Genomic DNA, 23,375 nt, shown 5'->3' with positions numbered 1-23,375 from the left:
CCCCGGATATGGATGGAGTGCCGCCGGTGGTGACCGGTCGATAGCGCCGTCGGGGACAGGGGTGGCGTCCCCGAGTGGTCATGAAGATCTATCACGGGCATCACGGGGGCTCGTCGGACATCATGTGGCGCATACCACAAGAAGAAGCGGACATCGGTGTTCAGGCATCGCAAAAAAGGCCGATCGGGTGACGCGATCGTTATTCGGATTTGAGGGTCCGTTGAGCGAACGCGCCGGGTCGGTGCCTGGGCCTCGCGTTACGGCATCAGCGTCTCGATGAGCGTTTCCTGGAGGCCGCCCAGCCAGAGGTAGGCCATGACCATGGGCTTGCGCGGGTCGCTGTCGGGGAGCCGGTAGAGCGAGCCCTCCTCGCCGCCGTCCTCGTCGGAGACCTCCAGCCGGGCGCCGATGGTGAGGCGCAGGTCGTTGAGGGTCCCCAGCCAGTTGCGGCACTGGCCCGCGTCGAGCCGGAGCACGGCGACGGCCTCCCCGACGGGCGAGAGTCCGTCCAGGGTGCGTACGACCACGAGGGCGTCGTCGCGCTTGCGGGTGCGCAGGTCGTTCTCGGTGAAGCGGCGGAACTCGGCGGAGGCGGCGCGCAGTTCGTCGTCCTCGTCGCCGTAGGCCTCGGGGAAGAGACGGGCCAGGGCGGGGTCGCCGGGCGGCTCGCTGGGGCCCTCGGCGAAGAGCGCGGCGAGCGGGTCCTCGCCCTCGACGGGTTCGTCGCCGGGGCCGATGAGCTCCAGCAGCTGGACGGCGAGGGAGCGCAGGATCGCGACCTCCACCTCGTCGAGCGCGACGGCCGCGCCGCCGCCGGGGGTGGCCTCGAAGTGGCCGGCCATGGGTTTTCTCCGATGGTGGTCGGGCGTGCGGGGCGGGACAGGGCGGGGCGAGGGGTGCCGCGGTGCTAGTTGCGGTCCTGGGTGAGTGTGGCCCAGAGCCCGTAACCGTGCATCGCCTGGACGTCGCGCTCCATCTCCTCGCGGCTTCCGCTGGAGACGACGGCGCGGCCCTTCTGGTGGACGTCGAGCATGAGCTTGTGGGCCTTGTCCTTCGAATAGCCGAAGTAGGCCTGGAAGACATAGGTGACGTAGCTCATGAGGTTGACCGGGTCGTTGTGGACCAGCGTCACCCAGGGGACGTCGGGCTCGGGGGCAACGAGGTTCTCCTCGGCCGATTCGGGACGTTCGATCTCTACGGGGGCGACGCTCACCTACCCCATGCTGCCACTCGGGAGGGGGCATCGCACAAACGGGCCCGGCACCGCGCCAGGCCCACCACCCCCATCTCGTCACTTTGACGAAATAGGGGTAGCATCCCCGGCATGAACTCTGCGGACCTTGGGCGACGGGTCGGTGTGCCCTCGACAGCGCTCTTCACCGACCAGTACGAGCTCACGATGGTGCAGGCCGCGCTGAAGGCCGGCACCGCCGACCGGCGCTCGGTCTTCGAGGCGTTCACCCGCCGGCTGCCCGAGGGGCGGCGCTACGGCGTCGTCGCGGGCACCGGGCGGGTACTGGACGCGGTCGAGAACTTCCACTTCGACGACGAGATGCTCGCCTTCCTGCGCGACCAGCACGTGGTCGACGCCCCGACGCTCGACTACCTGGCCGATTTCCGCTTCAGCGGGGACATCTGGGGCTACCCGGAGGGCGAGGTGTACTTCCCCGGCTCACCGATCCTGCGGGCCGAGGGCTCCTTCGCGGAGTGTGTGCTGCTGGAGACGGTGATCCTGTCGATCCTCAACCACGACTCCGCGATCGCCGCCGCGGCCTCGCGCATGTCGTCGGCTGCGGGCGGCCGCGGGCTGATCGAGATGGGCGCCCGGCGCACCCATGAGCTGTCGGCGGTGGCCTCGGCCCGCGCGGCGTACATCGGCGGCTTCGACACCACCTCCGACCTGGCCGCGGGCTTCCGCTACAACATCCCGACCGTCGGGACGAGCGCCCACGCCTTCACCCTGCTGCACGACTCCGAGCGCGACGCGTTCCGGGCCCAGGTCGACTCGCTGGGGCGCGATACGACGCTGCTGGTCGACACGTACGACGTGACGGCGGCGGTCCGTACGGCGGTCGAGGTCGCCGGGACCGAGCTGGGCGCCGTCCGGATCGACTCCGGCGATCTGCTGCTGGTCGCGCACCGGGTGCGCCAGCAGCTGGACGAGCTGGGCGCGACGGAGACGAAGATCGTGGTGACCTCGGACCTGGACGAGTACGCCATCGCCTCGCTGGCCGCCGCTCCGGTGGACGCGTACGGGGTGGGCACGCAGCTGGTGACCGGCAGCGGGCAGCCCACCTGCTCGATGGTCTACAAGCTGGTGGCACGCGCGGCCTCGGCCGATCCGGCGGACCCGCTGCGTCCGGTGGCGAAGAAGTCGCTCGGCGCGAAGACCTCCATCGGGGGCCGCAAGTGGGCGGCGCGCCGGCTGGACGAGGACGGCGTGGCCGAGGCCGAGGTGATCGGCACCGGCCCGGTGCCGCCGGAGCTGGCAGAGCGGCAGCTGCTGGTGGAGCTGGTCCGGGGCGGCGAGGTGGTCGCCCGGGAGCCGTTGGACGCGGCCCGGGAGCGGCACATCGCGGCGCGGGCGGGGCTGCCGATGTCCGCGATGCAGCTGTCGCGGGGCGAGCCGGTTCTTCCCACCGAGTACGTATGAGGCGCGGCCGGGCTTGATTGTGGGCCCCGAGTCTCTAGGCTCGGGGCCATCCCCGTAACCACCGCTGGTCCGCCTCCCCCGTAACCGCCGCCCTTTCCGCTTCCCCCACCTAAGGACACCCGCCATGCACCGCGCCTTGATCGTCGTGGACGTTCAGAACGACTTCTGTGAGGGCGGGAGCCTCGCGGTGGCGGGGGGTGCCGATGTCGCCGCCGCCATCACGGACCTGATCGGCGAGGCCCAGCCCGGCTACCGGCACGTGGTCGCCACCCGTGATCACCACATCGACCCCGGCGCCCACTTCTCCTCGGCGCCGGACTTCGAGCACTCCTGGCCGCCGCACTGCGTGGCCGGTACGGAGGGGGTGGGCTTCCACCCCAATTTCGCACCCGCGGTCGCCTCCGGGGCGATCGACGCGGTCTTCGACAAAGGGGCGTACGCCGCGGCGTACAGCGGCTTCGAGGGGCTGGACGAGAACGGAGTGGGGCTGGCCGAGTGGCTGCGCGACCGGGGGGTGGGATCGGTCGACGTCGTCGGTATCGCCACCGACCACTGCGTCCGGGCCACCGCGCTGGACGCCGTACGGGAGGGCTTCGGCACGCACGTGCTCCTTGATCTGACCGCGGGCGTCGCGGAGGCGACCACGGACCGGGCGCTGACGGAGCTGCGGGAGGCGGGCGTGGTGCTCGCCGGCAAGCCTGTGGTCTAGGGCCTGTCTTCAAACTGCCGTCTGCCGGGCCGGCAGGGCGGGCCTCAGGAGCGCCCGGATCGGGTGCCAGAGTTCCTGGGCCCGCTCGGGTCTCGCTCGCCACAGCACGCCGTCGGGGTGGTGCAAAACGGCGGTGATCTCGTCCGGGGTGGGCGGTTCCGCGTTGCCTCGGAGGTAGACGGCGCGCAGGCCCAGATTGCGCAGCCGGGTCAGTGCGCGGGCCCGGTTCGGCGCGTGCACCAGGACGCGGACCGGGGTGTCCGGCCCCACACTCTGCGCCGGGCTCGACAGCGTGATCGCGACGACCACGCTCCCGTTCGGCAACTTGCTGAATCCTCCGCCGGCCATACTCCGCACTCCCCCGCGAGACATCGTGTCAATAAGGAACAGAACAAGAGGCACCTAAACACGATCGGCCGCCGCCCGCTAGAGGGCGACGGCCGATCATGCTCTGACCTGCGGTGTTACCGGATTACTTGTGCGAGGCGCCCACCCGGACGGTCATCGTGGAGCCGCTGAGCGGCTCGCTGATGATCGTGATCCGGGTGTTGGTGTCAGCGACCTGCACGCTTCCGGTCTTGTTCTCCTTGTACCAGTAGGTTCCCCTGTGGTCGTCAAAGACCGGCATGCCGAGCTTCGGCTTGATCCTCGTGGCCACGTCACCGTTGTGGAGCGTGAATCCATCGGTGGGGTACCAGCTGAACGGTGCGTCGAAGGGCTGGATCTTGTTACGGATGACCGTGCCGTCCGCCCACTTCAGCGGCTTGGCGTGCGCGTCGACCGGCAGGATCAGGCCCTTGCCCGGGTGGACCGAGACGTTGTTGTCCTTCTGCGAGGTGTCCCACAGCCAGACGAGCAGACCGTTCTGGTACGGGAAGTGCTCGACCCAGTCCGGACGGGTGTTCGCGAAGCCGAAGTTGTACGGGCCGACCTTGAGGGTCTGGTCGTAGCTGACGTACTGGCGGTTCTCCGCGAGGTAGTACTGCGGGTAGTCCTTGGTGAACGACTCGCCGACCCGCGAGAAGCCCTTGGCGGTCCAGCCGTTGTCGTCGCCCTCGGCGTTGTCCGTGAAGAGCGCGGCACCGTCGGCGTTGACCACGATGGTGTCGGCCGCGAAGCCCACACCGCCCGCGCCGCCGTCGGTGGCGTAGCGGAAGCGGATGTCGATCTTCTTGCCCGCGTAGGCGTCCAGCGGGTACGAGAGCTTCTGGTACTTGCCGGAGACGTCGGTCAGGGCCGGCTTGTCACTGGCGTCGCGCGGGATCGCCTTGCCGTCGGCGGTGCCGTCGATCGCGGTCCAGCTGGTGCCGCCGTTGTCGGAGACCTCGGTGTAGAGGTAGTCGTAGTCCGCCTCGATGTCCCACCAGCCGGCGAGGTCGAGGGAGGCCTTGGACTTGCCGGTGAGGTCGACCGGGCGGGACAGGGTGTTGTTGAGGTTGTCACCCATGTCGCTCCACCACTGCTTGGCACCCTCCGCGGGCGCCGTGACATCGGTGGTGACGGCCTTGTCGGGCAGCGTGACGACGAGCGCCTGCTTGTCCTTGGTGTTGTACTCCGAGACGCCCAGCTTGTGGGTGGACTTCGTCGCGGCCTTCGCCTCGGCGTAGTTGAGCCAGCCCAGCTGGAGCTTGTCCCAGGCGGTCATGTCGCCGGGCAGGTCACCGATGCTGTTCTTACCGGTGCCGAGCCAGGAGCCGGCCGACATCAGGGACCAGAAACCGACCGAGTTCTCGGCGGTGTTGGTCGTGTCGTAGAGGTCCGGCAGACCGAGGTCGTGGCCGTACTCGTGGGCGAAGACGCCCAGGCCGCCGTTCTCGGGCTGCGCGGTGTAGTCACCGACCCAGATGCCGGTGTCACCGATCTGGGTGCCGCCGGCCTTGTTCTCGGCCGGGCCGGTCGCACCGGCGTCCGTGCCGTAGGCGTACCAGCGGTGCGCCCAGATGGCGTTGGTGCCCTCGACGCCGCCGCCGGCGGACTCGTCCTCGCCGGCGTGCACGATCTGGAAGTGGTCGATGTAGCCGTCGGGCTCGTTGAAGTTGCCGTCACCGTCGAAGTCGTAACGGTCCCACTGGTCGTACTGGGCGAGATCCGTCTTGATCTGCTCCGGCGTACGGCCCTTGGCCTTCTGGTCGGCGGCCCAGGCGTTGGTGCCGTCCTTGATCATGTCCCAGGCGTTGGCGCAGTTGGTCGAACCGCACCAGTTCGAGCCGTAGCGGGCCTCGTTGTAGGGGACCTTGACCCAGTCGGAGACCTCGCCGTCCACCGAGTAGCGCCCGGAGGACGTCTTCTCGTAGTACGTCTTGAGCGAGTTCTTGCCGGTGCCCGTGCCGAAGTACAGGTCCTGGAAGTGGGCCTGGTTGTAATCGGCCTGCCAGGCGGTGCTGTTGTCCTTCTTGGGGTCCGGCTTGGCTATCTTGTTGTGCGCCGGTCCGGGCGTGCCGCCGTACTTCGGGACGGCGGGCTTGGGGCCGTCGCCGTCCGGGTCGTACATGGTCGTGTTGTCGACCTTGTCGCCGAACTCCACCAGGATGGTGAAGATCTTGTCGGTCTTCTCGCGGCCGAGCTCGACGTACTTCTTGTCGTCGAGCTTGACGACCTTGGAGCCGCTGCGCGTCGACACCTTCTTGTCGCCGGATATGACCTGCTCAAGGGCGGCCTGACGCTGGGCGTCCTGCTGCTTGCTGAACGGGCCTTCCAGGTTGTGCGCGTTGCCCTCGTTCGACCCCGGGTCCCGGCGGTCGACAGCGGAGGCAGCGGTGCCTGACGCTCTGTCATCAGCCTGAGCGGTGGCGAAGGCGGATGCGGTGGCGGCGGTCGCGGCCATGGCCACGACAACCGCTCCGGTGCGAAGCGCCCGTCTGTTAATGATCACGTGATGCAGTCCTCCCCGGCGCCCGCGACTGCGGCCTGGGGGTGTGAGGGGGCCGCGCGCGGAAACGCGTCACAAGTGACGACATTCGACCGGAGTTACGAGAGAAAAGACAGACCTTGACTTGAACAGACCACGTGCACTATGCAGGAGCACATTTCCGCTATCCGGACGACCACGTCACACTCAACCGGCGCGCCGTGAAACGTGATTGACACAGAGAATGACTCCGTGCGCCCCCCGTGCACCGGCACTGTGGGTTAGGTCATGCTTACTACCCGTTCCGCGAGGGCATCCACCGTCGTAGAGTCGCTTGACAGTGCGACCGTGTTGAGAGACCGCCCATCCGACGCCCCGAGGACGGATAACGCCATGCCGCGTCCTACTGCCGCACAGCTCTCCTACGGTTCGGTCACCGTTGTCTTCTCGACCCTCGCCATGCTGCTGCTGTTCCGGACGAGTTCGGACCTGGGCATCGTCGTGATCGCCGCGGCCGGGCTCGCGCTCGGCCTGCTGGTGGCCGTCACCGTGCCCGCGCCGGCGCGCCGCCGGACGCAGTCCACCGGGGCCGCGGTCTCCGCGCACCAGGACGCCCGCCCCGCCCACGAGACCGGGGACCGCGCCGTGGGCCAGGTACAGCGCACGATCCCGGCCGCGCGCACCTCCGCCTCCGCCCGGGTGGGCGAGCACTCCCTGCGGCACTGACCGCGTCCGCCCAGGCCGTGCCCCGGCTGCCTCAGGCCGTGTTGCGGCCGTTGGTGGTCACCACCACCGTCTTGCCCGCCTTGTCCTGCAGTGCCTGCCGGTACGGCTTGTCCGTGAACATCAGCACGATGTTGATCAGCCACCACAGGCAGGGGCAGCACAGCAGCGCCGGAAGCCACAGCACCACGGCCCGCAGGAAGGAGCTCCCGGTGTCCGGCACGCTGCCGTCGTTGAGCATCGCGACCCGCAGCTTCAGCAGCCGCTTGCCGGGGGTGCGGCCGTCCTTGTGCGTGAAGTACGTGTCGTACCCGACATAGATCACCAGTCCGATCAGCGACCAGATCAGCTGATGGCCGCTGTACGTCTGGGCGAAGATGTCACCGACGTCGTCGTTCCCGTTGTTGTCGTTCGACACCTCCACCGCGCCGCCCCAGGGCAGTGAGATCAGGTACAGCGGGATCGAGATGATCAGGAAGTCGATCAGCCTGGCCAGGATGCGCTTGCCGGGCTCGGCGAGCGGCGGCATCCCCGCCAGCGGGTCCGCGCCCCCGAACTGACCTCCGCCGTAGGGGCCGGGGTCGTACGGCGGAGGCGGCGGCGCGCTGTCGTAGGGCGAGCCCGACGGCGGCTGGGGCTCGTGCGGCTTCTTGAGGAACGGGTCGTCCTCTGGCGGCTGGCCGGACGTCGGCTGATCGTTGCTCATGGGGGCAGTGCACCCCGCCGCACGGGCGCCCGCAACGGCTGAGGTGCTTTCGGGGGAACGGGACCACCCGACGGCCCATCACCCGATGAGCCGTCAGCCGTGCGGGTTCCTCCGCCGTGCGGCTTTCTCAGCCGGCCACGAAGGTGCGGGCCGCCTTGTCGTGCCAGCACTGCCGCCACGGCCGGTCGATCAAGCACCACAGCACGTTGAGCACGCCGACCGCCAGGAGGCCCAGCACGCCGTAGACGAGCCAGCGGCGCAGGGCGGCACCGAAGGTGGGCGAGGAGCCGGACTCGATATCCCGTACGCCGAGTCCGCAGAGCTTCTTGCCGAGCGTACGGCCCCACTTCGCGGTCGGCAGCGCCTCCAGGAGGACGCCCAGCACCAGGAACGCGACGAGGACCCCGGCGGCCAGTCCGGCGGTGGTGGAGTCCAGCAGCCAGACGGTGACCGTCTCACCGGACAGCTTGGCCGCGTCGATCTTCTCGTTGATGTGGTCCGCGGCCCGGGTCGCGAGGGGGAAGGCGACGGCGCCGACGAGCGCGCCGAGCACGACGGTGTCGATGAGCCGGGCGGCGAACCTCTTGCCGAGCGCGGCCGGACGGGCGGCCGACTGAGCCGCCGCCAGCTGCTGGAAGTGGTCGTTCACCGGAGGCTTCCAGGGCACGACGGGCTGATCGGGCCCCTGAGCCTGGTGGGGCGCCTGGGCCAGCGGGGGCTGCTGAGCTTGCTGGGGCCGGTGGGTCTGTTCGGCCTGCTGAGGCTGGCGGGCCTGCTGAGGCGCTTGAATCTGCCGGGCTGTCTGAGCCTGTTGAGGTGCCTGAGCCTGCTGGAGTGCCTGAGCCTGCTGAGGGAACGCGGGCCCTTGTTGCTGCGCGGGGCCAAGCGCGGCGGCCTGTGGGGCGGCCGGAACGGCCGGGCCGATCGCCCGGATCGTCATCGTGCCCTCGGCGGACGGCTCCTGCCCGTCGCGGTCGCCGCCGCCGGAGTCGGCGGAGCCCCCGGACCGGCCTGAGCGTCCGGACCGAGCGACCCGGATGGCGACGGTGTTCTCCGCCCGGTCACCGCCGTCCCGCATGCCCGGCAGCGCACCGGCGGCGGGGTCGGGAGCCGGGGCCGGGCTCGGGGCCGTCTCCCGGCCCGGCGGCACGGGCAGGCGCGGGTCCACCGGAGCGAGTTCGGCGCCCCGCCGGACGGCGGGCGAGCGGTCACCGGAGGAACGCAGCACCGGGGAGCGGTCCCCGGGCGTGTCGGCCGCCGGGGAATCGCCCTCGGCCGTACGCGGATCGGGCCCCGGTGCAGGCTGCACGGGCTGCGGGCCGGGCCGGCCGCCCCAGGAGACCCGGCGGTCGTGCTCGCCGCCGAAGCCGTTCTGCCGGGAGACGTCGGCCTGCCAGGCGGGCGAGGGCTCGGAGCGGACGTCGTCCAGCGGCTCCTCGTCGAAGAACATCGGACCGGTCTCGTCCACCGGCGCGGGGGCGGGCCGGTGCGGTTCGGCCGGCTCCGGGTCGGGTACCGAGGGCATCGACTCGCCGCTCTGCGGGGCGGGCCTGCTCGTGCCGGGCACCCAGGAGGCGCCGTTCCAGTACCGAACGTATCCGGGAATGGACGGATCGGGGTAGTACCCCTCGCGGGGGCTTTCGTCACCGGGTGCCGGGGTTGGGGCGCTCATCACCGTGGTCCCGTATCTCTTCGAGTCTCAGTACAAGGGTCCACATCTACCAGACACCCGCGTACCCCCGTGCCGGTCCGGGGGTTTGGGCCACTTTCCGGTCACGCCAATCTTTTTCCCCGAAGTCGCGTAATGGATGGCGGGCAGGGCGCTCTCTCCCTGTGAAGGCCGGTCGCGGAACCGGCTCACAGGTATCGAAGGGACGCCTCATGCACACCGTCGTGGAACGCGAGCTGGATCTCAAGCTGGTCCTGTCGCCCGAGCGCAGCATCCCGGTGCCCGCCCGGCTGACGTATCGGACCGAGGACCCGTACGCCGTGCACATCACCTTCCACATCGGCTCGGACGCCCCCGTGTACTGGACGTTCGCCCGCGAACTGCTGGTGGAGGGGGTGTTCCGGCCATGCGGGCACGGGGACGTACGGATCTGGCCGACCAAGGTCGACGGACGCTCCGTCATCTGTGTGGCGCTGACCTCGCCGGACGGCAACGCCCTGCTTGAGATGCCGTCCGCCGCCGTGGCCGCCTGGGTCGAGCGGACGCTGCGGGTGGTGCCGCCGGGCACGGAGTCCGAGCGGCTCGGTATCGACGAGGGCCTCGCGGAACTGCTGGCGCCGCTGCCGGCCGACGACCTGTGGATGAGCGATCCCTGGCCGTCGGACGACGCGCAGGACGGCGAGAGTTGAGCGGGCGCGGCGCGGGACGCCGGTCGGAACAGCTTGGCGGGGTGTCAGAACACCTTGCCCGGGTTGAGCAGCCCCAGCGGGTCGAAGGCCTGCTTGATGCCCCGGTGCAGTTCCACGCTCACCTCGCCGAGTTCCCGGGCGAGCCACTCCTTCTTGAGTACGCCGACGCCGTGTTCGCCGGTGATCGTGCCGCCGAGTTCGAGGCCGAGCGCCATGATCTCGTCGAAGGACTCGCGGGCCCGCCGGGACTCGTCGGCGTCGGTGTGGTCGAAGCAGACGACGGGGTGGGTGTTGCCGTCGCCCGCGTGGGCGCAGACGCCGATGGTGAGGCCGTACTTCTCCGCGACGGCGGCGGTGCCCTCCAGCATGGCGCCGAGCTTGGAGCGCGGTACGCACACGTCGTCGATCATCGTGGCGGACTTGACGGTCTCCAGCGCGGTGAGCGACATCCGCCGGGCCTGGAGCAGCATTTCGGATTCGGCCGCGTCCTCCGCGGGGACGACCTCGGTGGCGCCGGCGGCTGTGCAGAGTTCCGCGACGGCGGCCAGATCGGCGGCCGGGTCCGGCGTGTCGAAGGCGGCGAGCAGGAGCGCCTCCGTGGAGTCGGGGAGGCCCATGTTCGCCATCTTGTTGACGGCTCGGACTGTCGTACGGTCCATCAGTTCGAGGAGTGACGGGGTGTGCCCCCGCTCCATGATCGCGCAGATCGCGTCGCAGGCACTGGCCGCGCTGGGGAACTCGGCGGCCAGCGCGAGCTGCCGGGGCGGCTTCGGCTTGAGCGCGAGCACTGCCTTGACGACGATCCCGAGGCTGCCCTCGGAGCCGACGAGGAGCCGGGTGAGGTCGTATCCGGCGACGCCCTTCGCGGTGCGGCGGCCGGTGCTGAGGAGGCGTCCGTCCGCGAGGACGACGTCCAGGCCGAGGACGTATTCGGCGGTGACCCCGTACTTGACGCAGCACAGTCCGCCGGAGGCGGTCCCGATGTTGCCGCCGATGGTGCACATCTCCCAGCTGGAGGGGTCCGGCGGGTAGTACAGCCCGTGCTCGTCGACCGCGCGGGACAGCACCGCGTTGATGACACCCGGCTCCACCACGGCGATCCGGTCGACGGGGCTGATCTCCAGGATGCGGTCCATCTTGGTCAGGGAGAGCACGATGCAGCCGTCGGAGGCGTTGGCGGCGCCCGACAGGCCCGTGCGGGCCCCCTGCGGGACGACCGGGACGCGCAGAGCCGTGGCGGTGCGCATGATGTGCTGGACCTGCTCGACGTTGCGTGGGAGCGCGACGACGGCCGGGGTGCCCGCCTCGCAGAAACTCGCCATGTCGTTGGCGTAGGAGGCGGTGATGTCCGGGTCGGTGATCAGGGCCTCGGCCGGGAGCCCCGCACGCAGTAGTTCGAGAAGATCGTCCATGATCCAAGACTCGCATCCGGGCCCATTGGTGTGAACCCGTAAGCGCCTGCCATCCCAAGACGCGGTGCGATCTTCGTACTGACGCAGAGTGATCGGCATGGACGTCACTCCGCAGCAGCCCCCGGCGGCCCCCGGGCCGGACCACTCCCCCGAGACCCCGGACACCGCCTACGCCCCACCCTGCGAATCCCCTCCGGCCCTCGCGTCCCTGGCCGAGCCGCCACCCGCCTCGCTGCGCACGACGCTGCGCCGGGCCGCGTTCGGCGCGGTGGCGGGTGCGGTGCTGGTGACGGGTGCGGTGGTCGCCGTGCCGGACGAGGACAAGGACGCGGCGCCGCCGGTGTCCGGTCCGGTCTCCCGGGCGATGACCGCGACGGCGGCCGGCTCCCCCGCCTCGCTCTCCGATCTGACGGCGCTGATCGGGGACCGGCAGGCGTGGGTGGGCACCCACCCCTCGGACGCGCGGTCGTGGGCGGAGCTCGGGTCCGCGTACGTGGAGTGGGGGCGGCGGTCGGCGGACGCGGCGTACTACACCCGCGCCGAGCAGGCGCTGAAGCGGTCGCTGAACGTGCGGCCGGGCGACCGGGGGAACGAGGCGGCCTGGGTCGGCCTCGCCTCGCTCGCCAATGCCCGGCACGACTACGTGACGGCGAAGAAGTGGGGCGAGACGGTACGGCGCCGACAGCCGAAGCAGTGGGCGGTGTACCCGGAGCTGATCGACGCGTACAACGGCCTCGGTGACCTCAAGTCGTCGACCGCGGCGGTGGAGAAGTACGCGGCGCTGCGGGCGGGCGTCCCGTCGCTGGGCCGGACCGCGGAGATGTACCGCGACCGGGGCTGGCGCGAGGACGCGCTCGCCACCGCCCAGGACGCCGCGAACCGGGCGAAGACACCTGCGGAGAAGGCGGCCTGCCTCTCCCGGCTGGGCGATCTGGCCTGGGAGCGGGGCGAACCGGAGGAGGCCGTGGCCCAGTACGGGGCGGCCCTGCGCACCGACCGCGCTCACCACGCCTCCCTCGCGGGCCGCGCCCGTGCGCTGGCGGCCCTCGGCCGCACGGACGAGGCCCAGCGGGACTACCAGGCCGCACTGGCCAAGTCCCCCCGGCCCGAATACATGCTTGAGCTGGGCGAGCTGTACGAGTCGCTGGGCCTGGACGGCGACTCCGTCAGCCAGTACACCCGGCTGCGCAAGGCGCTGTCCCGGGCCGGGACCCAGGGCGTGGACGAGGCCCTGCTCCTCGGCCGCTTCGAGGCCGCCCACGGTGACGCGGACGCGGCGGTGGAGCAGCTGCGCGCGGAGTGGGACCTCGGGCACCGCAGCGCGGCGGTGGCGGACGCGCTGGGCTGGGCGCTGCACCGCTCGGGCTATTCGGACTCGGCTTTGGAGTACGCGCGGAAGGCGGTCGACACGGGCGGCCAGAACGCCTCGTACGCGTACCACCTGGGCATGGTCCAGCGCGGGCTGAGCGACTTCGGCCCGGCCCGCCGCAACCTGGAGGACGCGCTGCGCACCAACCCGCAGTTCTCGCCCCTGGACGCCCCGAACGCGCAGGAGGCCCTGGACACCATGGGCCAGCCCCCGGCGGGCGGCCCCCAGGACATGCAGCCCGCACCCCCTCCGGCCCCGCAGCAGGCCCCGGCCCCGCAGCGAACCGACCCGCCGCAGGCCCCGGCCCCTTCGCAGGCACCGGCCCCGTCCCCCGCGCCCCCGAAGCAGGGCGCGGCGGGGGCGTCGTCGGGCCACTGACGTCCGGGAAGGTCACCCCTACCGAGGCGGCGCGGACGGTCCGGCCCACTTAACCGCCCGCCCGCCTCGACCAGCAGCTGCGCCGCTCTCGGCCCCTATCATCAAGTACATGAACGACACCGTGTACGGTCGTTTGCGCAAATTCGCCGCAGAACTCACCGTGCCTCCCGGTCTGGAGTACCCGGAGATCAGCCACGGCGCGATCGTCATGGTGATGTCGCCAGCGAAGCGACATGAGCTCGCCGCGCTGCGTCTGCGCAGGCAACTCGACGCCCAGCTGCCCGATGGCGTGGTCGCTCACGTCGGCGGAGACGTCGAGGAACAGGCGCTCGGGATTCTGCGACGCCCCGATGTGATCGTGATCCCTGAATCGGTACTTGAGGAGGGGGACGAGCAGGGCATCGACCCGGCGGACGTTCTCCTTGCCGCCGAGATCGTCTCGCGTTCCAACCCCGAGAACGACTACGTGAGCAAGATGCGCGACTACCCCGCCATGCGCATTCCGCACTATCTGATCGTCGACCCGCGCGCCGGCATCGTCCTGAACCACTGGAAGCCGACCCGGCCCTTTATCTACAGCTGTCAAGTATCGGCCCCGGTCAGCACGCCCTAAGGGTTTCAGGGACGTAAGGGACTGAAGATCCAGAGCGGCGAAAATGCTTGCCCAGAGCCTCGCGGTCGCGCGGCCGACGATCATCGAGAAACCCGCTGAGGGCGGGAAGTAAGGGGCCGAACGGGCGGGGTGCAGGAGGTGCCGGCGCCAACCCGACAAGAACTTTACGTAATCAATCCATTACCGTGTGTCCGTGATCTTTGAGGCGGCACCGGGCGATCGGCGCGCTGCGCGGTGGGCGCCGTGGGCGGCGCTGGTGCTCGCCTTGCTTGTTCACATGGTTGGCTGCGCGCATGGTCCGCAGCCTTCCGGTGGCTCGCGGATGGACGCTGTCCCCGTCTCAGCGCCAGCCGCCGCCTCTACTCCCCTGCGGTCGGCGACCGAGCAGGTATTGGCACATTCTGGTCCGTGCGAGCGTCATCATGGCGGTCAGCAGGCGTGTACCGGAGTCGACGAGCCGGCTGTGGCGCAGGCGGCGTCGACCAAAGGCCAGATGCCGCAGCCTGCCGACCTGACTCTTGCTGCGGGACCGTACGCCGCTCCCATGCGTGGCCCGCCGGTAGAGGGCGCCGCGCCGTCTACGTACAGCGGTAGGACCCGGGCGGCTTTGCAGGTGTGGCGGCACTGACGGAGCCGACCGTGCTGGTCTCGCGGGGGCCGAACAGGCCCGCTGCGGATGACCGGCTCGGAGTGGGCCGTCCTGACCGTCGTTATTGCACACCGCTTCGCTACGGCCTGCTGCCGCGGTGGAGTGGTGAGAGAGCTGTGCCGATGAACCACCTGTCGACCGTCCTCGAATCTGTTCCCCCTTCTCCTTCGTCGCCCGCTCAGCTGCTGGCCGCCGCGGCGCGGTCGGCGCCCACACCGGCGCACCTGGTGGGCGACACCCCTGTGCTGTGGGTAGGTGAGCCGTTCACTGCCCCCGGCCGGGGGTTCTGGGCAAAACTGGAAGGTCACAATCCCGGCGGGATCAAGGATCGGACCGCGCTGTACATGGTCGAGGCCGCGCGCCGCCGCGGTGATCTCGTACCTGGCGGACGGATCGTGGAGTCCACCTCCGGCACGCTGGGCCTGGGCCTGGCCCTGGCCGGCGTGACGTACGGCCACCCGCTGTCGGTGGTCACCGACCCGGGCATGGAGGCGCAGGTCGCTGGCCTTCTGCGCGCGTACGGGGCGGAGGTGCATACCGTCCTTGAACCGCATCCTGTCGGCGGCTGGCAGCAGGCCCGCCGTGACCGTGTGGCCGAGCTGCTGGCCATGTATCCGGACGCCTGGTGCCCGGATCAGTACAACAACCCGGACAACGTCGCCGCCTACCGACCGCTGGCGCACGAGCTCATCGCCCAGCTCGGCCGGATCGACACGCTCGTCGTCAGTGTCGGCACCGGCGGGCACTCCGCCGGCATCGCCCGGGTGCTGCGCTCCTTCTTTCCCGCCGTGCGGGTGGTGGGCGTGGATACCTGCGGGTCGACGATCTTCGGGCAGCCGGCCGGGACCCGGCTGATGCGCGGGCTCGGATCCAGCATCTTCCCCGGCAATGTCGCCTACGAGCTCTTTGACGAAGTGCACTGGGTCGCCGCCCCGGAAGCGGTGTGGGCGGCCCGCGCTCTGGCGCGGACCCGGTATGCCACCGGCGGGTGGAGTGTGGGGGCGGTGGCCCTGGTGGCGCGCTGGCTGGCGCGCGTCTCACCGGCGGAGGAGCGCATCGCGGCCGTCTTCCCCGACGGGCCGCACCGCTACGTCGGCACGGTCTTCGATGACGACTGGTGCCGCGCGAACGGCCTTCTCGGGCACGTCCCGGCCGACGCCCCGCAGGAGATCGGGCGCTCGGCCGAGGCGGTGGTGGACTGCTGGACCCGCTGCCGCACGGTGGAAAAGCCCCTGACGGTTGGTGTCGCGGGCGCGGACAGCCACACCCTGGCGGGAGTAACGCGGTGAAGAACGTGATCCGTCAGACTTTGTCCTTCACCCCGGCGGTGCGACTGCTGATGGTGAACCAGTTCGCCATCAACCTCGCCTTCTACATGCTCATGCCCTACCTCGCCGCCCACCTCGCCGGCGACCTCGGCCTCGCGGCGTGGACGGTCGGCCTGGTGCTCGGAGTACGCAACCTCTCCCAGCAGGGCATGTTCCTCATCGGAGGGACGATCGCCGACCGCTTCGGCTACAAGGCGCCGATCCTGGCCGGGTGCGTACTGCGCACCGGCGGGTTCGCCCTGCTGGGCTGGGTGGATTCCCTGCCCGCCCTGGTGGCCGCCTCGGCCGCGACCGGGTTCGCCGGCGCCCTGTTCAACCCCGCCGTCCGCGCCTACCTCGCGGCCGAGGCGGGCGAGCGGCGGGTGGACGCGTTCGCGACGTTCAACGTCTACTACCAGGCCGGGATGCTGCTGGGCCCGCTGGTGGGCCTGGCCCTTCTGGCCGCGGACTTCCGGTTGGTGTGCACGGTGGCCGCCGCCATCTTCGCCGCCCTGAGCATCCTGCAGGCCCGGGCCCTGCCACCGCGGCGCGGCGTCGGCGAGACCGCTTCCGGGACCGCTGGGACGGGGGTGTGGGCGCAGTGGCGGCAGGTGGCCGGGAACCGGCCGTTCCTGCTGTTCTCCGCGGCGATGATCGGCTCCTACGTGCTGACCTTCCAGGTCTACCTCGCGCTGCCGTTGACCGCGGACGCCGCGCTGGGTGCTGATGGCACGAAGGTCACCAGCGGCCTGTTCGTCGTTTCCGCCGCCGTGGCGGTGGCCGGGCAGTTGCGGCTGACCGGCTGGGCCAAGCGCGTTTTTACCGGGCAACAGGCCCTGGTCGTGGGGCTCGCCGTGATGGGCGCCGCCTTCGTGCCCCTGGCCCTGGTGCCCGCGTCGTCCACGGCCGGGGTGCTGGGCGCGCTGGTTGTAGCGGTCGCGGTGCTGGCCGCCGGTAGCGCGGTGGTCTACCCCTTTGAGATGGACACCGTCGTCGCCCTGTCGGGAGAGAAGCTCGTGGCCACCCACTACGGCTTCTACAACACCGTCTCCGGGATCGGCATCACAGTGGGGAATCTGGTGTGCGGAGCGCTGTGGGATTTCGCCCACGCGCGGGACGCGACCTGGCTGGTGTGGGCGGCCCTGGCCGCTACGGGTGCCGGATGCGCCGCGGCGGTGAGCGCGCTGGCCCGCACCGGCCGGCTCACCCACCCCGCGCCCCAGCCCGTGAACGCCTGAAACCGGACCGGCGGGGCCGGGGAGCGCACCACGTGCGCAGCCCCGGCCCCGCCGGACAAGCCGTCGTCAGCTGCGCCTGCGCCGAATCAACCATGCCGCGCCGACCGCGGCTGCCACCACGACGGCGGCCACAGCAATCCATACCCCTGCGCCGGAGCCCTCGTCGCTGTCGTTCTCCTCGGCCTGCGCCGAGGGTGCAGTCGAGGTGGAAGGCGAGGGCGCGGTTGAGGAAGCGGTGACGCTCGGCGTCGGGCTCGGGCCGGGAGCGAGCGAGGAGGCGTCGGCCGCGGCGGCCTTCAGCTTCAGTACGGGCGCGGGGTTTTGCGGCTCGGCCTCGCCGTCCTTGGGCACCTCGATCCAGCGGGAGACCTCGCCGTCGCTGTAGGTCTCCACCGTCTTGAACGCCAGCGACTTCGCCTGCGGCAGCTGTGCGACGGTGATGCTGTGCTCGGCGTTGACTCCTGCGGCCAGTTTCGGCCCGGCCACGGTGTAGCCGTCCGTGCCGGGGGTGATCTTCCAGCCCTCGGGGGCCTTGGCCAGGCGGACAGCGGCAGGATCGATGCCCTCCGGCAGCACGATCTGGATCTTCGTGAAGCCCGCGGAGGACGATTCCGCCTCCGACTCGAAGGTCAGCGTCACCTCCCGGGCCAGCGCGCGGTCATCGGAAGCGCTGACTTCCGCGTGCGCGGCGGCTGTCCCCGCGGCGGCGACAACGATCGAGGCCGCTGCGGCGGCAATGGCGGCCACGCGGCGGAAAGTCCGCGGGGCAGAGGGTGTGTTCGGCGTCATGGTGTCCTCGGTTGAGTGAAGGGCCCTGCGGTCACGGAGCGGCACGTGAGTACCGGCGGCCCTCTGCGGGTGAGGACGTGGGCCAGAAGTGTTCCGACGCCCACCTTGCGCCGGGACGCGGACGGCAGCCCCCGCGGACACGGCCGGACGACCGCAGCGAGGCGGAGGACGGGTTGCCACCGGCGCAGACGGGCCCGGGCGGCAGCGGCCAGACGGGCCAGATGTGAGGGCAGGGCGGTGATCCGTCCGTCCGCCGCCTGCAGCATCGCGGCCACCACGACGGCGGCGGCCAGGTGCGCGGTGAGCATGACGGCCGGGGCCAGCGCCATGCCGTGCCCGCCGGCGGCCGGGACATCGAGATGATGGGCGGCGTGAGCGCCGCCGCCGGGCTGTGCGACGGCCGACAGTGCGCTGTGCGCCGCCCCTTGTACGGCGAGCTTGGCTATGACCATGGTCGGCAGCGTCCTGGCCCGCCCGCATACCGGCCACGCCAGGGCGAACAGAACCGCGGCCATCACCAGCACCGTGGTGCCGGGCACGGGCTGGCGTGAGGCGCCGTGATGGGCGGCCGCGGCCAGCACTACCGATGCGCAGGCGAACGCTGCCGCCCTCACCAACCGGCCGCCCCAGCGTGTCCGGTCGGCCGCTATGCGCGGACGCCTGCCCATCCTCACCGCCCCTGGCCAGCCCGCCGCCCGCGGGCGGAACTGTCCGCGCATCGTAGCGGCGCGGACACCGGCCACGTTCGGCTTCCCCGTACCGCACCTCCCGAAGAGATCGCGCCCGACGCCTACAGCCTCCAGATAGTGAAAGTGCAGGTCACAGCGGTGGTTATCGGTACTGACAACGGTCACCGATGCAGCCTTTGCTGCTTCGGCAACTGGTGTGCTTCGCTGCCCGCAGCGCCGGCGCGAGGCCGGCGCAACGGGAGGGCATCGGCGATGAGCCACGATCACACGCACGACCACGGCCCCGGCACGGGCGGCCATGCTGGCCACTCCCACGGCGTGAGTGCCGACGCCGACCGTCGCTGGCTGAGCATCGCCCTCACCTTGATCACCGCGTTCATGGCCGCCGAGGTGGTCGTCGGCATCCTGGCCAAGTCCCTCGCGCTCATCTCGGATGCCGCGCACATGCTGACCGACGCCGCCTCCATCGTCCTGGCACTGATCGCGATGCGACTGGCCGCCCGGCCGCCCCGCGGTCCCTACACCTACGGCCTGAAGCGCACCGAGATTTTCTCCGCCCAGGCCAACGGCCTCACCCTCGTCCTGCTGGGCGCCTGGCTCGGCTATGAGGGTGTGCGGCGCTTGATCCATCCGCCCGAGGTGGAGGGCGGCCTGGTCCTGGTCACCGCCCTTGTCGGCATCGTCGTCAACATCGCCGCGGCCTGGTGCATCTCCAAGGCCAACCGCACCTCGCTGAACGTCGAAGGCGCCTTCCAGCACATTCTGAACGACCTGTACGCCTTCATCGGCACCGCCATCGCCGGGGCGATCGTGCTCACCACCGGGTTCGCCCGCGCCGACGCCATTGCCACCCTGGTGGTGGTCGCCCTCATGTTCAAGGCCGGCATCGGCCTGATCCGCGCCTCCGGGCGCATCTTCCTCGAGGCCGCCCCCGCCGGAATCGACCCCAACGCCGTCGGCGACGCGATGGCCTCGGCAGACGACGTTGTCGAGGTCCATGACCTGCATATCTGGCAGATCACCTCCGGCCAGCCCGCCCTGTCCGCCCACGTCCTGGTCGCCCCCGGCGGCGACTGCCACGCCGTACGCCGCACCCTCCAGCACCAGCTCCGCGAGGACTACCGCATCACCCACGCCACCTTGCAGGTCGACCACCTCGGCGAGGACGAGACCGCCCCCGACTCACTCCTCCAGATCACCACCCCCCAGCACACCCCCGACGAAGCAGGCCAGGACGAGGACACCCACGGCCCCACACACCGCCCCGGGCCCCACGCCCACTAACGGTTCACGCTTCTCTGAATTCAGGATTTCTTGTACTGTCGGTCGGGTGCTGACCATTGCCCCTGACATCGAGGTGCTGGCTCGCTTCGGCCGTGCGCTCGCCGACCCGATCCGCTGCCGGCTGATGCTCGCGCTGCGCGAGTCCCCGGCCCATCCCTCCGACCTGGCCGATGCGCTGGGGATCTCCCGCACGCGGCTTTCGAACCACCTGGCATGCCTGCGCGACTGCGGCCTGGTCGTCGCCGTGCCCGTCGGACGCCGTACCCGCTACGAGCTCGCCGACGAACGCCTCGGCCGCGCCCTGGACGACCTGCGCAACGCCGTGGTGGCCGTCGAGGCGGACAAGACCTGCCCGAACGCCGAGACGGAAGGCTGCTGCTGATGACCGCGATATCCCTCGGCCCCAGACCGGCCCGCCGCGACACTCTCACCAAGCGCATACGCTTGCTGGTCGCCGCGACCATCACCTACAACGCCATCGAAGCGATCGTCGCCATCACCGCGGGCACCATCGCCTCCTCCACGGCGCTGATCGGCTTCGGCCTCGACTCCGTCATCGAGGTCTCCTCCGCCACCGCGGTCGCCTGGCAGTTCTCCGCCCGCGACCGCGCGGTGCGCGAGGCCCGCGAAAAGACCACGCTGCGGATCATCGCCGCGTCCTTCTTCGCGCTAGCCGCCTACGTGAGCATCGACGCGGTCCGCGCTCTGGCAGGCACTGGCGAGGCCGAACGCTCCGTCTCCGGGATCGTCATCGCAGCCCTCTCCCTGGCCGTCATGCCGTTCCTGTCAGCAGCCCAGCGCAAGGCCGGGCGCGAACTGGGCTCCGCCTCCGCCGTCGCCGACTCGAAACAGACCCTGCTGTGCACCTACCTCTCCGCCATCCTCTTGGTCGGCCTGGTCCTCAACGCCACCCTCGGTTGGTCCTGGGCCGACCCCATCGCCGCACTCTTCATCGCCGTCATCGCCGCCAAGGAAGGCCGCGATGCCTGGCAGGGCAAGGGCTGCTGCGCCCCCACGATGCCGGTCGCGGCCAACCCCGACGCAGCAGCCGCCGAAACTGACGGCTGCGGTTGCCAACCGGGATGCTCCTGCTGCACTCCGGAGACGCAGACAGCGCGTTGATCGGACGCCTGGGGTCTCACCGCGCTCGTGCTGTCCGGCATCTGCAGGGCACAGCCCCAGGCCACACAAGCCCGCGACCGTGAGGGCGGACAAACCGTTCGAACGGCGCGACTCGCTACTTTGGCCCTCGAGCCGGGCCGGGTCTGGCAATCGCCGCGGTCACCCGGGTCCAAAGTCGAGTCCTCGGCATGGTCGCCTACGTCCTGCTGGTCCCCGCCTGCTGCCCGCCGACGACCGCCGGCAGTTCCCGCCACCCACACGTGCCGACCGCCCGGGCCGGGCGGTCGGCACCGGCATGGATCACACGGAGGGATCCTGGTTCCCCGACCGGATCATGCGGCGCAGGCTGGTTCGCGCCCCGGCGAGATCGTCCTCCGTCTCGGTGAGCCGGCCTTGCAGTTCCTCGGAACGGGCCTTCGCCTGGGCGAGTTCGCCTTCGAGGCGCTGGTTGACGGCGGTGAGCTCGTCGAAGCGGGCGCCGAGGTCTGCGGCGCCGACCTGGTCGATCTGCTGGCCCGGGGAGCGGCGCACGGCGGCCTTGAGCCGGTCGACTTCCTCCCGCAGCCGCCGGTTGTCCTCCCGGGTGATCTGTACTTCCACCTGCCAGCCGGCCGGAGCCTTCCGGGCGCCGTCCTCGCGCGGCTGGCGATCCTGGCGGCGCCGCGCCTGCTCGACGACCTCGCGCACGCCCTCCGCGTAGACCAGCCAGTGCGAGACCTTCGCCCGCCGCGCCACCGCGGTGAAGGTGACCGGCTCCTTTTCGGCGAGCATCTGGTCAACCACGGTCAGGACCCGGGCGCGCTTGTCGCGGGAGTCCTTCTGCCGGGCGACGCCATGCACGCACTCTCGCCGCACCGGCCCCCTCCCGGAGAAGGTCGTACGCACGGACCTCGACACCTCGACCGCGGATGCGGGCGTTCCGGCGAACGCACCGGATTTCGCCCGGTCGGCCGAGGAGCGGTCGGACGGCTCACCGGCGTCGTGCGCCGTCGCCTTCAAGGGCTTCGGTACCAAGTCCACGCCTGTTGACCTCAGCAGTTTCGAGGGAGTGGTGAGCGAACTGCGCGAGCGCGACTGGCAACTGTCCCGGAAACGGGAGGACCGCAAGCACACAGATGGCGACATCGCCGAGTCCCGGACGGTCCTGAAGCAGCGCGGCTGGACCCTGATAGCGAGCTACCTGGTCCTGGCGGACAACGGCGTGGTCACCCTGTTCGCCACCGAGGACGCGTACATAAAGAAGATTGGCGCCGACACGGGCCTGCTCGGCTGACCGACCCCCTCACGCGAGGTCGGGAACACCGCGTCAACGAGGGCCCCCGTCCACCGCGACCGCCCTCAGCAGCCCCACGCGCAGGGCCAGGGACCCGGTGTGCCCCGTCCGGGCCGCATGCTCGGCGCACCACAGGTGCCGTACGGCAACGTCCTGCGACGCGGTGGGCTCCGGGCCCTCCCCACACGTGACGCACTCCGTTTCGTGCACCGCCGGGCTGTCCGACGCGTCCTCGACGAACGCCCAGCCCGGCGGCCCCGGTGGCTCCGGTGGCTCCGGTAGCGGCACGGTGACCAGGTGATCGGCGGGCACGCGCAGCGGGCGACCCCCTCCGGCGAAGGTCAGCACTACAGCCATGCCGCCGGTCGCGTACCGGTCCAGCCGCACGGCGCACACCTCACGCCACTCCCCCTGTACGTGTACGAGGTCGCCCCGCCTCATCCGTACCGCGCACCGCAGTTGTTCAGACGGCATCCGAACCGCCTCCGGTCTCCGACGGCAGCATGCACTCCGCCCATACGGCTTTCCCCGGGCCGTTGCGGTCTGCGGCGCCCCACCGGTCCGCGAGTGCGGCGACGAGGAACAGCCCGCGTCCCTCGCACGCGTCCGGCACGGGCTCCCGGCGGACCGGGCGGACGGACGAGGCGTCGTGCACCTCGATCCGCACGCCGTCCGGCAGCCGGACGAAGCGGGTCTCGATCTCCCGGCCCGGCGAGACCCGGGCGTGCCGCCCGGCATTCGTGAGTAACTCGGACAGAACGAGCAACGCGGTGTCGGTGACCGGCACCAGGCCCCAACTCGCAAGTGCCGTACGCAGTTCGGCGCGCGCCCGGCCGACCTGCCGGGGATGCCGGGGATGCCGGCTCCACCGCCGCACAACCTGATCCGGCGTCACCGGCCCACCACCACACCGTGGATGAGCCCCTTCCTCGCACAGTCACCGTGCGCGGCCAGCCACCACACGGTCCGCCGCGCCCGCCGCTCCCGGTTCGCGGCACGCTCCCATCGGGCCCAGGCGGCGGGCGAGTAGGGGCCGGGCGCGGCGGCCAGCCGCGTGTCCGCCAGGGCGATGACGCCGGACCGGGGCCTGACCGAAAAGGGCGGTGGGAGGGGACGGAGTTGAGGGGGCGGCTTCATGAATCGCCGCAGCGGACCAAACAGCCAGTCGATAACATGCTTCATGTCGACGCTCCTGGAGGGCGTGGGCCACGCCCCCCGGACCGGTGCAGGTCGCGGGGGTCTTTATATGGGCGCT

Annotated in this window: 25 protein-coding genes; 12 read left to right on the top strand and 13 right to left on the bottom strand. The window is 70.8% G+C overall.

Features of this window, described 5'->3' with window-relative positions; all coding sequences use genetic code 11:
• Nucleotides 1–257: 257 nt before the first annotated feature.
• Together RLT59_RS24960 and clpS are read right to left on the bottom strand one after the other, a co-directional pair.
• Nucleotides 258–842 carry a DUF2017 domain-containing protein gene (locus tag RLT59_RS24960; RefSeq protein ID WP_311305472.1) on the bottom strand — a complete coding sequence of 195 codons (585 nt, stop codon included), beginning with the start codon at nucleotides 840–842 and terminating at the stop codon, nucleotides 258–260.
• A 65-nt stretch (nucleotides 843–907) separates the two neighbouring features.
• On the bottom strand, nucleotides 908–1,213 hold the full coding sequence (gene clpS / locus RLT59_RS24955; protein WP_311305471.1) for an ATP-dependent Clp protease adapter ClpS: 306 nt from the start codon (nucleotides 1,211–1,213) through the stop codon (nucleotides 908–910).
• A 111-nt stretch (nucleotides 1,214–1,324) separates the two neighbouring features.
• On the opposite strand from clpS, the gene RLT59_RS24950 reads away from it, so the two are divergent.
• Together RLT59_RS24950 and RLT59_RS24945 are read left to right on the top strand one after the other, a co-directional pair.
• Nucleotides 1,325–2,653 carry a nicotinate phosphoribosyltransferase gene (locus RLT59_RS24950; protein ID WP_311305470.1) on the top strand — a complete coding sequence of 443 codons (1,329 nt, stop codon included), beginning with the start codon at nucleotides 1,325–1,327 and terminating at the stop codon, nucleotides 2,651–2,653.
• Between the two features lie 124 nt (nucleotides 2,654–2,777).
• Nucleotides 2,778–3,362 carry an isochorismatase family protein gene (locus RLT59_RS24945; protein WP_311305469.1) on the top strand — a complete coding sequence of 195 codons (585 nt, stop codon included), beginning with the start codon at nucleotides 2,778–2,780 and terminating at the stop codon, nucleotides 3,360–3,362.
• 9 nt (nucleotides 3,363–3,371) lie between these two features.
• On the opposite strand, the gene RLT59_RS24940 is transcribed toward RLT59_RS24945, so the two are convergent.
• Complete coding sequence (locus tag RLT59_RS24940) at nucleotides 3,372–3,710, bottom strand: hypothetical protein (RefSeq protein WP_311305468.1); 339 nt, start codon at nucleotides 3,708–3,710, stop codon at nucleotides 3,372–3,374.
• A gap of 124 nt (nucleotides 3,711–3,834) precedes the next feature.
• A complete protein-coding gene (locus RLT59_RS24935; RefSeq protein WP_311305467.1) occupies nucleotides 3,835–6,234 on the bottom strand; it encodes an immune inhibitor A domain-containing protein in 2,400 nt (799 codons plus the stop codon).
• A 369-nt stretch (nucleotides 6,235–6,603) separates the two neighbouring features.
• Here RLT59_RS24935 and RLT59_RS24930 point away from each other — a divergent pair, with 369 nt between their 5' ends.
• Nucleotides 6,604–6,936 carry a hypothetical protein gene (locus RLT59_RS24930; protein ID WP_311305466.1) on the top strand — a complete coding sequence of 111 codons (333 nt, stop codon included), beginning with the start codon at nucleotides 6,604–6,606 and terminating at the stop codon, nucleotides 6,934–6,936.
• 31 nt (nucleotides 6,937–6,967) lie between these two features.
• Here RLT59_RS24930 and RLT59_RS24925 read toward each other — a convergent pair whose 3' ends face one another.
• Entirely contained in the window at nucleotides 6,968–7,639 is a 672-nt protein-coding gene (locus tag RLT59_RS24925) for an RDD family protein (RefSeq protein ID WP_311305465.1), read from the bottom strand.
• Between the two features lie 127 nt (nucleotides 7,640–7,766).
• Nucleotides 7,767–9,311 carry an RDD family protein gene (locus RLT59_RS24920; RefSeq protein ID WP_311305464.1) on the bottom strand — a complete coding sequence of 515 codons (1,545 nt, stop codon included), beginning with the start codon at nucleotides 9,309–9,311 and terminating at the stop codon, nucleotides 7,767–7,769.
• Between the two features lie 209 nt (nucleotides 9,312–9,520).
• Between RLT59_RS24920 and RLT59_RS24915 the strand changes: the two genes are divergently transcribed.
• A complete protein-coding gene (locus RLT59_RS24915) occupies nucleotides 9,521–9,997 on the top strand; it encodes an SsgA family sporulation/cell division regulator (RefSeq protein ID WP_311305463.1) in 477 nt (158 codons plus the stop codon).
• Nucleotides 9,998–10,041: 44 nt separating this feature from the next.
• Here the strand turns inward: RLT59_RS24915 and RLT59_RS24910 are convergent, their stop codons facing one another.
• Nucleotides 10,042–11,409 carry an FAD-binding oxidoreductase gene (locus RLT59_RS24910; RefSeq protein ID WP_311305462.1) on the bottom strand — a complete coding sequence of 456 codons (1,368 nt, stop codon included), beginning with the start codon at nucleotides 11,407–11,409 and terminating at the stop codon, nucleotides 10,042–10,044.
• A 97-nt stretch (nucleotides 11,410–11,506) separates the two neighbouring features.
• Between RLT59_RS24910 and RLT59_RS24905 the strand changes: the two genes are divergently transcribed.
• The 4 genes from RLT59_RS24905 to RLT59_RS24890 all read left to right on the top strand — a co-directional run bounded on the left by RLT59_RS24905 (nucleotide 11,507) and on the right by RLT59_RS24890 (nucleotide 16,963).
• Entirely contained in the window at nucleotides 11,507–13,156 is a 1,650-nt protein-coding gene (locus RLT59_RS24905; protein ID WP_311305461.1) for a tetratricopeptide repeat protein, read from the top strand.
• 109 nt (nucleotides 13,157–13,265) lie between these two features.
• Nucleotides 13,266–13,769, top strand: a complete 504-nt coding sequence (locus RLT59_RS24900; RefSeq protein ID WP_311305460.1) for a Uma2 family endonuclease — start codon at nucleotides 13,266–13,268, stop codon at nucleotides 13,767–13,769.
• 771 nt (nucleotides 13,770–14,540) lie between these two features.
• Nucleotides 14,541–15,707: a PLP-dependent cysteine synthase family protein gene (locus RLT59_RS24895; protein ID WP_311305459.1), complete on the top strand. Its 1,167-nt coding sequence runs from the start codon at nucleotides 14,541–14,543 to the stop codon at nucleotides 15,705–15,707.
• Nucleotides 15,708–15,757: 50 nt separating this feature from the next.
• Nucleotides 15,758–16,963, top strand: coding sequence for an MFS transporter (locus RLT59_RS24890; protein WP_399126959.1), 1,206 nt, complete (start codon nucleotides 15,758–15,760; stop codon nucleotides 16,961–16,963).
• Between the two features lie 66 nt (nucleotides 16,964–17,029).
• Here the strand turns inward: RLT59_RS24890 and RLT59_RS24885 are convergent, their stop codons facing one another.
• Nucleotides 17,030–17,710: a DUF1775 domain-containing protein gene (locus tag RLT59_RS24885; RefSeq protein WP_311305457.1), complete on the bottom strand. Its 681-nt coding sequence runs from the start codon at nucleotides 17,708–17,710 to the stop codon at nucleotides 17,030–17,032.
• Between the two features lie 38 nt (nucleotides 17,711–17,748).
• On the bottom strand, nucleotides 17,749–18,420 hold the full coding sequence (locus tag RLT59_RS24880; protein ID WP_311305456.1) for a hypothetical protein: 672 nt from the start codon (nucleotides 18,418–18,420) through the stop codon (nucleotides 17,749–17,751).
• A gap of 273 nt (nucleotides 18,421–18,693) precedes the next feature.
• Between RLT59_RS24880 and RLT59_RS24875 the strand changes: the two genes are divergently transcribed.
• Genes RLT59_RS24875 through RLT59_RS24865 form a run of 3 tightly spaced genes read left to right on the top strand, consistent with a single transcriptional unit; the run spans nucleotide 18,694 to nucleotide 20,847 of the window.
• Complete coding sequence (locus RLT59_RS24875) at nucleotides 18,694–19,725, top strand: cation diffusion facilitator family transporter (RefSeq protein WP_311305455.1); 1,032 nt, start codon at nucleotides 18,694–18,696, stop codon at nucleotides 19,723–19,725.
• 46 nt (nucleotides 19,726–19,771) lie between these two features.
• On the top strand, nucleotides 19,772–20,107 hold the full coding sequence (locus RLT59_RS24870) for an ArsR/SmtB family transcription factor (protein ID WP_311305454.1): 336 nt from the start codon (nucleotides 19,772–19,774) through the stop codon (nucleotides 20,105–20,107).
• Nucleotides 20,107–20,847: a cation efflux transmembrane domain-containing protein gene (locus RLT59_RS24865; RefSeq protein WP_311305453.1), complete on the top strand. Its 741-nt coding sequence runs from the start codon at nucleotides 20,107–20,109 to the stop codon at nucleotides 20,845–20,847. The genes RLT59_RS24870 and RLT59_RS24865 overlap by 1 nt, the downstream gene beginning before the upstream one ends.
• Nucleotides 20,848–21,147: 300 nt before the next feature.
• Here the strand turns inward: RLT59_RS24865 and RLT59_RS24860 are convergent, their stop codons facing one another.
• Nucleotides 21,148–21,867: a DUF6262 family protein gene (locus RLT59_RS24860; protein ID WP_311305452.1), complete on the bottom strand. Its 720-nt coding sequence runs from the start codon at nucleotides 21,865–21,867 to the stop codon at nucleotides 21,148–21,150.
• Between the two features lie 31 nt (nucleotides 21,868–21,898).
• On the opposite strand from RLT59_RS24860, the gene RLT59_RS24855 reads away from it, so the two are divergent.
• Nucleotides 21,899–22,120 carry a hypothetical protein gene (locus tag RLT59_RS24855; RefSeq protein ID WP_311305451.1) on the top strand — a complete coding sequence of 74 codons (222 nt, stop codon included), beginning with the start codon at nucleotides 21,899–21,901 and terminating at the stop codon, nucleotides 22,118–22,120.
• Nucleotides 22,121–22,153: 33 nt separating this feature from the next.
• On the opposite strand, the gene RLT59_RS24850 is transcribed toward RLT59_RS24855, so the two are convergent.
• Genes RLT59_RS24850 through RLT59_RS24840 form a run of 3 tightly spaced genes read right to left on the bottom strand, consistent with a single transcriptional unit; the run spans nucleotide 22,154 to nucleotide 23,302 of the window.
• Entirely contained in the window at nucleotides 22,154–22,594 is a 441-nt protein-coding gene (locus RLT59_RS24850) for a DUF7848 domain-containing protein (protein ID WP_311305450.1), read from the bottom strand.
• Nucleotides 22,584–23,015, bottom strand: a complete 432-nt coding sequence (locus RLT59_RS24845) for an ATP-binding protein (protein ID WP_311305449.1) — start codon at nucleotides 23,013–23,015, stop codon at nucleotides 22,584–22,586. Before RLT59_RS24845 ends, RLT59_RS24850 begins: the two co-directional genes overlap by 11 nt.
• Nucleotides 23,012–23,302, bottom strand: coding sequence for a hypothetical protein (locus RLT59_RS24840; protein WP_311305448.1), 291 nt, complete (start codon nucleotides 23,300–23,302; stop codon nucleotides 23,012–23,014). Before RLT59_RS24840 ends, RLT59_RS24845 begins: the two co-directional genes overlap by 4 nt.
• Between the last annotated feature and the right edge of the window lie 73 nt (nucleotides 23,303–23,375).

Origin of the sequence: Streptomyces sp. ITFR-6 (assembly GCF_031844725.1) — a bacterium.
Taxonomy (GTDB): domain Bacteria; phylum Actinomycetota; class Actinomycetes; order Streptomycetales; family Streptomycetaceae; genus Streptomyces.
This window is presented reverse-complemented; position numbering and strand designations above follow the sequence as displayed.